Raw genomic sequence first — 9,753 nt, forward strand, 5'->3', positions numbered from 1 at the left:
CGACTGGCTCCACACCTACAATCACCACCGCGGACACACCGCACTCGCAGGCAAGCCACCCGCCAGCCGCGTTCCCAACCTCATGGGTCAGAACAACTAGGCTGCGTGCCCATGGGACTTTCGATATCGGTCGGCCTCCTCCACGACCAGGCGCGCAACGACCCCGAGGGGCTCGACTACCACCGGCGCGCCTTCGCCCGCCTCGGCCGGGCGCTCGCGGCGCAGGGAGTCGACTGGCACGAGCCGCCGATCGCCGGCCCGCCGCACTCCCCCACCTTCTCCGGCGGCTTCCCGTACGGCTACCTGACCCAGCTGCGCCGCATCGTGGTGCTCGTCGGGCGCGGTGAGCCCGTCACGCCCGCCGCGTCGATCGGCGAGCAGGAGTGGGACCGCGACTGCGAGAAGATCCGGGACGAGACGTCGATGTTCTCGTCCCACCTGCTCTGTCACGCCGACAACGCGGGCTACTACGTGCCGGTCGACTTCGCCGACCCGCTCTTCCTCCCTCCCGAGGCGGAGGTCGCGGGCGCCGGGATGGTCGGCTCCGCCCAGCGTCTCCTCGCGGAGCTCTCGGCCGTCGCGCCTGCCCTCGGCATCGGCGTCGACGCCGGGGGCCTCGCCCTCGGCCCGCAGGAGACCGGGCCGGCCGGGAGGGACGCGGCCGACGAACCGTTCGAATCGGAGCGCTTCGCCTGGCACCAGCTCCACCGGGCGTGCCTGGCGAGTGTCACCGGCGGCTACGCCGTCGTGTTCCACTGAGTTCGTTCCGCCGAGCTCCGGGGAGGCACGCGCGCTCCCCGGACACGTCGTCACGAGGGCGTCGGCCGCAGAGGCCTGTCGGCCGGCACCCGCTACCGCGTTCGCCGGGGCCTGCGTAGGCGGCCCCGCCCCGGCCGCGCGCTCACGCGGCCGGGGCGGGGAAGGCGGAGGAGAAGGGGCTCAGGCCGGGCGGACCGTGACGGTGTGCTGGGAACGGACCAGTTGCAGCATCGGGCACCGCGCGTCCGCGGCGGCCAGCAGCTCCGCCAACTTCTCGGGCGAGGCGGCTCCCCGCAGCTCCACCACCGCCGTCAGGTCGTACGGCACGGCGGGCGCCTCGGTCGGCACACCGAAGAACCGGGCATCGTTGTTGCGCGCGTTCACCCGGACCTCGGCCCGGTCGAGCGAGACGTCCGACAGTGCCGCGATGCACAGGACGGTGTGCGTCAGGCAGGTGCTGATCACCGCGCAGAGCAGTTCCGGAGAGGACGGGCCGAGGCCGAAGCCGCCGATGTCGGGGCCGCCGTCACCGACGAGCGACCAGTCCCCCACCCGGACCTTGCGGACCCCGGTCGCGTCGTCGGCCACGCAGACCGCGCCGATCTCCTCGTCCCAGTCCGAACTCTCGGGCCGCCGGCGGGCGGCGTCGCGCATCGCCGCGCCCTTGTCACGCAGGTGCTCGGCCAGGCCCGGCCGCCGCGCTGCAGGTATGTGCGTCATGGCCGGTAGCGTACGGGCCGCAGCCGGCGGACCCGACCAAGGTCCACCGGACGGCGTGCAGTTGGGCGACCGCCTCACCCGCTGCGGGACGCGCCCACCGCCGGCCCCCGACACCGCGACGGACCCGGCGGCACGGGGCAGGGGCACGGGGCACGGGGCACGCCGGGTTGCCCCTTCGGGCGGTTCCGGCCCGGATTCGGGGCGCTCTGGCGACGCGCCGTTGACCCGGCACCGGCGGGGCGGCAGGGTGACTGTGCGGTCCGGACGGCCGACCCTGCGCGCAAGAGCGCCGCATACGGCCCCGAGCAGGCTCTGCGGACGTCCGGTCATTCGTCGACGAATGGATGATCACCGACGATCCGGGCGAATTCGACCGCACCGCCGGGTACGCGGGCCATGACGAATACAGCTACTCCCGAACGCCCCTAGGCCGGTCCGGTGACGAGCGGAGTGCCCCAGCGCCCCGGAAGGTGACGGGGCACCCGGGACGGCCTCCGAAACTTCCGGACGTGCGCAACCTTTCACCCCGCCCACGGCATCTAGTGGGTATCAGGGTCACGGGACGAGAGGGGCACGCAAGGCGAAGCCACGGGGGCGCACGGGCGGAGGAGGAGTCGGCGGGCAACCCGCCGACGACGGCCGCCTCCACTGAATCCTTTCGGCTCCGCACCACGGGCTGGGGCCTGTCGAATTCCTTGCAGGAATCCTGAATTTCCCTTTCACGGCCATTTAGTGCGCATACGATTTGATATGGGTAAGTCGAATCCGATACCTGTTACAGAGCCGTGACAGCCGTGCACGGTGAATTGTTCGATCAGCGAGGGACCGCGGCTAGTATTCCCGCATGGCATCGAACCTCCCTCCGATATGGAATTCCCCCGACGGCGAAGCCCCCCTCCGGCCTCGCAGTTCTCCGCTTCGGCTGGCCCGCCACGGTGCGACCTTCCTCGGCGTGAGCGTCGTGTCCGGGGCACTGCTCGCCGGCCTCGCCCTGCCCGCCGCCGGGGCGCTCGGGCTGACCGCGAAGGACACGGCGGAGGGCTTCGACGACATCCCCGACGACTTCGACACCCCTCCGCTCTCCCAGGTCACCCAGATCTTCGATGCCAAGGGCGGGCTGATCGCCAAGGTGTACGAGCGCGACCGCACCGTCCTCGCCGCCGACCAGATGTCGCCGTACATGCGGCAGGCCCAGGTCGACATCGAGGACGCCCGCTTCTACGAGCACGGCGCCGTCGACCTCAAGGGCGTGCTCCGCGCGATCAGCAAGAACGCGGAGAGCGGCACCGCCTCCCAGGGCGCCTCGACGCTGACCCAGCAGTACGTGAAGAACGTCAACGTCGAACTGGCCGGCGACGACCAGGCCGCCGTCAAGGAGGCGCAGCGCAAGACCCTGGGCCGCAAGATCCAGGAGCTGAAGGTCGCGATCAAGCTGGAGGAGGACCTGACCAAGGACCAGATCCTCACCGACTACCTCAACATCACGTACTACGGCAACTCCGCCTACGGTGTGGAGGCCGCCGCCCAGCGGTACTTCAGCAAGAGCAACAAGGACCTGACGATCGCCGAGGCCGCCACCCTGGCCGGCCTGGTGCAGAACCCGTCGGCCTACGACCCGAAGCTGCACCCGCAGGCCGCGCAGATCCGGCGCGACGTGGTGATCGACAAGATGGTCGAGAACGAGCACATCACCGCGGACCAGGCCAAGGAGGCCAAGGCCGCCCCGCTGGGCCTCCAGTTCAAGACCCCGCAGAACGGCTGCATCACCGCCCAGGCCGGCATGGGCTTCTTCTGCGACTACATCAAGCACGTGGTCAAGCAGGACCCGGCCTTCGGCAAGAACGCCGCCGACCGGAAGAAGGTCTGGGACCAGGGCGGCCTGAACATCCACACCACCCTCGACCCGGACAAGCAGGCCGCCGCCCAGGCCGCGGTGAGCAACAACGTGCGGGTCACCGACACCGTCTCGGCCGCCGCCACCATGGTCGAGCCCGGCACCGGCAAGATCCTCGCCATGGCCCAGACCCGGCCGTACGGCCTGGACACGAAGAAGAACCAGACCGTCGTCAACCTCAACGTCGACGCGGCGATGGGCGGCGGCAACGGCTTCCAGCCCGGGTCCACGTTCAAGCCCGTCGTCGCAGCGGCGGGGCTGGAGGCGGGGCTGTCCTCGACGCAGGAGTACTCCTCCCCGAACAAGCTCGACTACCCGACGATGAAGACGTGCGAGGGGACCTGGAAGAACACCGCCCGGCCCAAGGCGGTGGTGCCCAACGAGTCCGCGAACGAGAAGGGCCCCTACCAGCTGAAGAAGGCGATGGCGCTGTCCATCAACACCTACTTCGTGCAGATGGAGGAGGAGATCGGACTCTGCCGCGTCAAGCAGATGGCCGACAAGCTCGGCATCACCGGCCGGGCCAGCGGCCAGCCCCTGGAGGAGGTTCCCGCGATGGGCCTGGGCGTCGGGGAGGTGAGCCCGCTGACCATGGCGAACGTCTACGCCACGTTCGCCGCCCAGGGCAAGCACTGCACCCCGATCTCGATCAACAAGATCACCACGGTGGACGGCAAGGACGTCCCCGTCCCGGTCGGCGCCTGCGAGCAGGTGTTCTCCGAGACGACGGCGCAGATCCTGAACACCATCCTGAACGGCGTGACCGCGGACGGAACCGGCGCGGCCCTCAACCTGGAGGGCGACCGGCCGATCGCCGGCAAGACCGGCACCTCGGACCACAAGAAGGCCGCCTGGTTCAGCGGTTACACCCCGCAGCTCGCCACCGCCGTCTGGCTCGGCGGCCCCAACGGCGGTGTCGAGATGCGGGACATCACCATCAACGGCAAGCACCGCATCGAGGTGTTCGGCGCCGACGGCCCCGGGCCGATCTGGCGCGACGCCATGAACCTGGCCCTGCGGGGCGCGCCCAAGCAGTCCCTGCAGATGGTCGACATCCCCGACCCGGCGCCCAAGCCCGACCCGAGCGCCACCGAGACCCCCTCGGGCCCGCCGTCCACCAGCCCGCCGGCCACGCGGCGCTGACAACGGCGATCTCCGCGGCGGCGGCGCCGACAGGTCCGTTCGAGGGCGTCGCCCTCGACGCGCTGGGCAACGAGGCCGTGCGCGCCTGCGTCGGCCAGGCCGTCCGGGAACACCTCGGCCGGTGGCTGGAGGAGCACCCGGAACGGGCCGCAGCCGTCGTCGGCCGCATCGTCCGGAGCGCCCGCCGGGACCGACCGGCGACCGACCTGACGGGCAGGATCCCGGCCGCGCCGACGAGTATCGGCCAGTCGAACCCGAACGATGTCCAATTACCTTGCATTGACACTGCCTTGACCATCATTTTAATGTCGGCACGGCGGCGTCGGTCGACGCCGCCGGCTACCCCGACACACCTCGGAGGTCCGAATGGAACAGCTCATCAAGAAGATGACCCAGGACGACAAGTGGAAGGGCTGGGTCGCCGCCAACTCCGCGCAGAACGCCAAGGACGGCTGCATCAGCGTGGCCAAGTCCGGCTGCATCAGCGTCGCGAAGTCCGGCTGTATCTCCTGACGCACCACCCGCACGACGTGGGCCGGGCCGGCGCACCGCGCCGGCCCGGCCTCCGCCCGCAGACCCACGCCGGCACGTCACGGCAGCGGGCCGCCGATGCTCCGCGTACTCACCGGAGGTGACAGTGAACGGCCAGCCGACCGCCGAGGTGGTCGACCGGATCAGGGACATTCCGATCTACCGGGCCTCGATCGAACAGGGCCACTTCCCCATTCTGGAGAAGCCCGAGATTGCGCGCGGATTCCCGGACAACTGGATGACTCCGGCCCTCGCCGCCGCGCTCGAAGCCGGCCAGGCGGAGTTCGTACTCTCCACGGGCACGAATCACGCCAGAATGCAGATCATCCGCCCGCCGTACTTCCTGCTGAACTCCTACTACCGGCTGTGGAGCGAGCACCCCGAAATCGCCGCGACCTGGGAGCAGGGCTGCCGACGGGTCTCCCTCACCACCGTCCTGGCCACCGAGCACGTCGCCCGGGTCAACGCCAGGAAGCGGGGGGAGGACCCGGCCCCCGAGCCGGCCCTGAGCGACCGGTGGCTCGACGACCGCACCGTCTACCTCAACCTCCGCCTGGACCCGGCCCGGTGGCAGCGGGCGGACGTCGAACGGATGCTCGGGGAGATCGAGGAGGCGCGGCTGGCCCACCCGGAGGGCCGCTACCACCTCGACTGCTCCGGCTACCACCTCGCCCACCTGGTGCGGAAGGCCGTCGAGTGGGGCCTGTGGGAGAGGTTCCCGCAGCCGGCCAGCATCGTCCACGCCTACGAGTACACCCCGGTGAACGTGGTCCGGTACCTGCGGGCACACTTCGACTGCCCGATCGTGGACCTGTTCGGCAGCACCGAGCTCGGCTACCTGTACTACAGCGACCGGACCGGCCGGTACCGCCCGTACCTCGACCGGATGAGCGTCGAACTCCTCCCGGTCGCCCCGGGCAGCGAGATCTACAGCCTCATCGTGACGAGCGTGCGGAACCCGTACATGCCGCTGGTCCGCTACCGCTCGGGGGACTGCGTCCGCACGCTGGACGGCAGCCCGGACCCGGACCGCATCGCCCGGTTCTGCGGCCGGGAGAAGGAGCTCCTCGCCTCCCCCCACGGGCCGGTCGCGCAGGGCGACCTCGACGACCTCGTCGGCGGCGTCGCGCCCCGGATCTTCCTGCACCGCCTGCACGTGGGCGGCCCCGACGACGAGGCCGTGCTGCGCTGCACCACCTTCGACGGCTCCCCTCTCGACCCGGCCGAGGCCGAGGCCCTGGCCGACGGCGTCCGGCGGCTCACCGGACGGCGATGTCACGTCGAGCACCGAGAGCACCTGCCGATCGGCAAGTCGGGCAAGTACGCCTGGCTCGCGACGGACGGCCGACCAGCGGACGGAGAAGCATGACCACCCAGGCCCACGTCTCGGCCGACGACCTCAAGGCCCTGCTCGGCGACGTCCTGCACGCCGAGGCGGTCGCGTACACGGCCGACCGGACCGGCGTGACCCCGGCCGAGGCCGAGCGCCAGGTCACCGAGTGCCTGCGCTACCTCTACCTCGTCTCCCGCTACCGCGAGGAGCTCGCCGGACTCTTCCTCCCCGTCGAGCAGGACATCGACGAGATCTGGCACTACCTCATCCTGCAGACCCGCGAGTACCGGGTCCTGTGCGAGGAGCGCCTGCCGGGCGGGTTCTTCATCAACCACCGCAGCATCGCCTACGAGGCGTACCAGGAGGAGCCCGGCCGGGAGCGGGCGGCCGAGGAGGCGCTGCGCTGGATCCCCCTGTACTGCCGGGAGTTCGGCCCCTTCGACGAGGGGACGCCGGCCCACTGGACCATCGTCCGCTACCTGCACGAGGACATGGAGATGTCGCTGGAGGAGATCTCGGCGCTCCGCCCGCTGGCGTCCGCATGACGCTCCCGTCCTCGGCCTCCTCCTCCGCCTCCTCGCCGACCGTCGCGGATTCCGGCCGTCCGCCCGAACACCCGGCCCAGCGGCGGGTCCTGACCGTCCTGGTGATCTCCCAGGTGGTCAGCGGCGCCGGGCTCACCGCGGGCATCGTGGTGGGTGCGCTGCTCGCCGAGGAGATGCTCGGGTCGACCGGGCTGGCCGGCATCCCGAGCGCCCTGTTCACCGGCGGGTCCATGCTCGGAGCGCTGGGTATCGGCCGCCTCTGCCAGCGCCGGGGGAGGCGGCCGGGGCTCGGTCTCGGCTACGCGGTCGGCGCCCTGGGCAGCATCGGCGTGGTGGCGGCGGTGGCCGCCGACAACGTGCCGCTGCTGCTCGTCTCGCTCCTGGTCTACGGCGCCGGCACCGCCACCAATCTGCTCGCCCGGTACGCGGGCGCCGACCTCGCCTCGCCGGACCGTCGCGGCCGGGCCCTGAGCCGGGTCCTGCTCGCCGCGACGCTCGGCGCGGTCGCCGGCCCCAACCTGGTGACCGTCACCGGCGACGTGGCGCAGGCCTGGGGGATCCCGCGCCTGGCCGGCCCGTTCCTGCTGGCCGCCTTCGGGTACGCGGCGGCCGCCGCCGTCCTGGGCACGCTGCTGCGGCCCGACCCGCTCCACCTGGCACGCGCACAGGCGGCGGAGCGCGAGAACGCGGCGGCGCGGGAGAACGCGCGGACGGCGAAGGAGCCGGACGGGAGTGGTGCGGTCGCCGCCGAGGACCGGACGGCACGCGGGCCCGGCGTCGCGACCGGACTGTGGGTCATGCTGCTCGGCCAGGTGGTCAAGGTCGCCATCATGACGATGACGCCCGTCCACCTGGCCGCCCACGGGCACGGCACCGGCGCGACCGGGCTCGTCATCTCGCTGCACATCGGCGCCATGTTCCTGCCGTCCCCGCTCAGCGGCATGCTCGTCGACCGCCTGGGCGCGCTGCCGGTCGCCGCCGCCTCCGGCGTCACCCTCTGCGCGGCCGCCGTCCTCGCGGGCGTGGCGCCGACGGACTCGGTGGCCGTCCTGGCCGGGGCGCTCGTCCTGGCCGGGGTGGCCTGGAACCTCGGTCTGGTCAGCGGCACGGCCATCGTCACCGCGGCCGTGCCGCCCACGAGGAGCGCCTCCACCCAAGGGCTGGTCGACGTCGGCCTGGCGGTCGCGGGCAGCACCGGCGGGCTGCTCTCCGGCCTGGTCGTCACGGCCGGCGGTTACAGCACGCTGGCGCTGGGCGGCGCCGTCGTCGCCCTCCTGGTCCTCCCCGTGGCCGCCCGGGCGGCCCGCGAAACCCGGGCCGCCCGGACCGTCCACGCCGGGTAGTGGCCCGCCGCGCACCGGCGGCGGGCCACCGGAGCCACCGCACGAACGGGGCACGGTTCTGCACGGTCATCGCCACCCTGATCGCCTCGACCGACCCTGAACCGAAAGATCTTCGGCGCCCGTCGGTGAGAGGTGGTCAGTTGGGGCGGTGAGAACCGCAAGATTTGCTGCCACGCGCCACGCACCACGCGCGCCCGGCGGCGCGGTGCCCCGGCCGAGGCTCGGAGCCGCGGCTCCGGACCGGCAACCGGACCGCGGCTCCGGGCCGTCAGGGCGCGCGCTGCGCCACCGGATGCGGGCGGCCCAGCTCCGCGTAGACCGCCCAGACCACCGAGACCACGGGGACGGCGACGACGGCGCCGATCACCCCCGCCGCGATACTGCCCGCGAGCACCGAGACGGCGACCACCACCGGGTGCAGGCTGACCGCCCGGCTCATGACCAGGGGATGGAGCAGATGCCCCTCGATCTGACCGATCACCACGATCAGCAGCAGCACCACAACGGCGGTCACCGGCCCACGCGCGGCCAGGGCCACGAGGGAGGCGACCAGCATCGCGATCGGCGAGCCGACCAATGGGACGAAGGAGGCGAGGAACTCCAGCACGGTCAGCGGCAGGGCGAGCGGCACGTCCAGGAGGAACAGCGAGACGCCGACCATGGCGGCGTTGCTCGCGGCGACGACGAAGATGCCCCGGGTGTAGCCGGCGAAGGTCCGCCAGGCCGCCCGGCCGCCCCGGTCGAGGCGGTCCGCCGCGGCGGACGGCAGCTGGGCGGACGTCCACCGCCACATCCGCTCGCCGGAGTGCAGGAAGAACACCGACATGAACAGGGCGAGCGCAGCACCCGTGGCCAGCTCGATCGCCCGGTGGGCGCCGCTGACGGCCGTGCTGATCAGGGTCGAACGGTGGCGGGCCGCGAAGTCGGAGACCTTGTGTTCGAGGTCGTCGAAGGCCGTCGGACCGAGGTGCAGGGGTCGCCCCTGCAGCAGCTTCTCCAGCCGGTCCAGACCGCCCTGGAACTCCCGGGTCAGGCGGGCCATGTCGTTCGCCACCGTCTCCCCGATCAGCGCGAGCAGGCCGACGGGCACCAGGAGCGCCACCGCCAGGCCGACCAGCACGGCGAGCGGGCGCGGAACGGCACGGGCGGCCAGGTCGACCAGCGGCCGGACCACCGAAGTGATCACCAGCGCGAGGAAGGCGGCGAGCGTGATCAGGTGGAACCGGCCCAGCACCGTCAGCACCAGGTACGCGGCCACCGCGACGACGAGCAGCCGCCACGCGTAGTCCGACAGGCGGCGCAGCCCCCGGCCCGCGCCCCCGCCGCCGTCCGCCACGGGGGTCGGCCGACGGGGCCCGGGACGTCTCACCGGCATGCCGCACCGCCGACGGCCGCACGCCGGAGGCGGGCCCCGGGCCCGAAGGCGCCGACGGCGACCGCCCGGTCGGCGCCGGCCCGGTCCTCGGGGCCGGACGGGTGCCCGTC

Annotated in this window: 8 protein-coding genes and 1 pseudogene; 7 read left to right on the forward strand and 2 right to left on the reverse strand. The window is 72.3% G+C overall.

Annotated features, from left to right (window positions below; genetic code table 11):
• Together ACFWOG_RS36235 and ACFWOG_RS36240 are read left to right on the forward strand one after the other, a co-directional pair.
• Window positions 1–100, forward strand: a pseudogene (locus ACFWOG_RS36235) (IS481 family transposase); the annotation flags it as partial.
• Between the two features lie 11 nt (window positions 101–111).
• Window positions 112–759 carry a hypothetical protein gene (locus ACFWOG_RS36240; protein ID WP_380363626.1) on the forward strand — a complete coding sequence of 216 codons (648 nt, stop codon included), beginning with the start codon at window positions 112–114 and terminating at the stop codon, window positions 757–759.
• A gap of 180 nt (window positions 760–939) precedes the next feature.
• On the opposite strand, the gene ACFWOG_RS36245 is transcribed toward ACFWOG_RS36240, so the two are convergent.
• A complete protein-coding gene (locus ACFWOG_RS36245) occupies window positions 940–1,479 on the reverse strand; it encodes an OsmC family protein (protein ID WP_380363628.1) in 540 nt (179 codons plus the stop codon).
• 952 nt (window positions 1,480–2,431) lie between these two features.
• On the opposite strand from ACFWOG_RS36245, the gene ACFWOG_RS36250 reads away from it, so the two are divergent.
• The 5 genes from ACFWOG_RS36250 to ACFWOG_RS36270 all read left to right on the forward strand — a co-directional run bounded on the left by ACFWOG_RS36250 (window position 2,432) and on the right by ACFWOG_RS36270 (window position 8,268).
• Window positions 2,432–4,516: a transglycosylase domain-containing protein gene (locus ACFWOG_RS36250; RefSeq protein WP_380363630.1), complete on the forward strand. Its 2,085-nt coding sequence runs from the start codon at window positions 2,432–2,434 to the stop codon at window positions 4,514–4,516.
• A gap of 366 nt (window positions 4,517–4,882) precedes the next feature.
• Window positions 4,883–5,029 carry a hypothetical protein gene (locus ACFWOG_RS36255; protein WP_329883230.1) on the forward strand — a complete coding sequence of 49 codons (147 nt, stop codon included), beginning with the start codon at window positions 4,883–4,885 and terminating at the stop codon, window positions 5,027–5,029.
• A 124-nt stretch (window positions 5,030–5,153) separates the two neighbouring features.
• Complete coding sequence (locus ACFWOG_RS36260) at window positions 5,154–6,416, forward strand: hypothetical protein (RefSeq protein WP_329950688.1); 1,263 nt, start codon at window positions 5,154–5,156, stop codon at window positions 6,414–6,416.
• Complete coding sequence (locus ACFWOG_RS36265; protein ID WP_329883231.1) at window positions 6,413–6,925, forward strand: hypothetical protein; 513 nt, start codon at window positions 6,413–6,415, stop codon at window positions 6,923–6,925. Before ACFWOG_RS36260 ends, ACFWOG_RS36265 begins: the two co-directional genes overlap by 4 nt.
• On the forward strand, window positions 6,922–8,268 hold the full coding sequence (locus ACFWOG_RS36270) for an MFS transporter (RefSeq protein ID WP_380363633.1): 1,347 nt from the start codon (window positions 6,922–6,924) through the stop codon (window positions 8,266–8,268). The genes ACFWOG_RS36265 and ACFWOG_RS36270 overlap by 4 nt, the downstream gene beginning before the upstream one ends.
• 268 nt (window positions 8,269–8,536) lie before the next feature.
• On the opposite strand, the gene ACFWOG_RS36275 is transcribed toward ACFWOG_RS36270, so the two are convergent.
• The coding region (locus ACFWOG_RS36275; protein ID WP_380363635.1) for an AI-2E family transporter at window positions 8,537–9,753 on the reverse strand (1,217 nt) is incomplete at its 5' end.

Source organism: Kitasatospora sp. NPDC058406 (genome assembly GCF_042722765.1).
In the GTDB taxonomy this organism is placed as follows: Bacteria; Actinomycetota; Actinomycetes; order Streptomycetales; family Streptomycetaceae; genus Kitasatospora.

Excerpts from the sequence above, each read along its gene's own strand:
- ACFWOG_RS36240 (WP_380363626.1), top strand. The coding sequence starts at position 112 with ATGGGACTTTCGATATCGGTCGGCCTCCTCCACGACCAGGCGCGCAAC.
- ACFWOG_RS36245 (WP_380363628.1), bottom strand. The coding sequence starts at position 1,479 with ATGACGCACATACCTGCAGCGCGGCGGCCGGGCCTGGCCGAGCACCTG.
- ACFWOG_RS36255 (WP_329883230.1), top strand. The coding sequence starts at position 4,883 with ATGGAACAGCTCATCAAGAAGATGACCCAGGACGACAAGTGGAAGGGC.
- ACFWOG_RS36265 (WP_329883231.1), top strand. The coding sequence starts at position 6,413 with ATGACCACCCAGGCCCACGTCTCGGCCGACGACCTCAAGGCCCTGCTC.
- ACFWOG_RS36270 (WP_380363633.1), top strand. The coding sequence starts at position 6,922 with ATGACGCTCCCGTCCTCGGCCTCCTCCTCCGCCTCCTCGCCGACCGTC.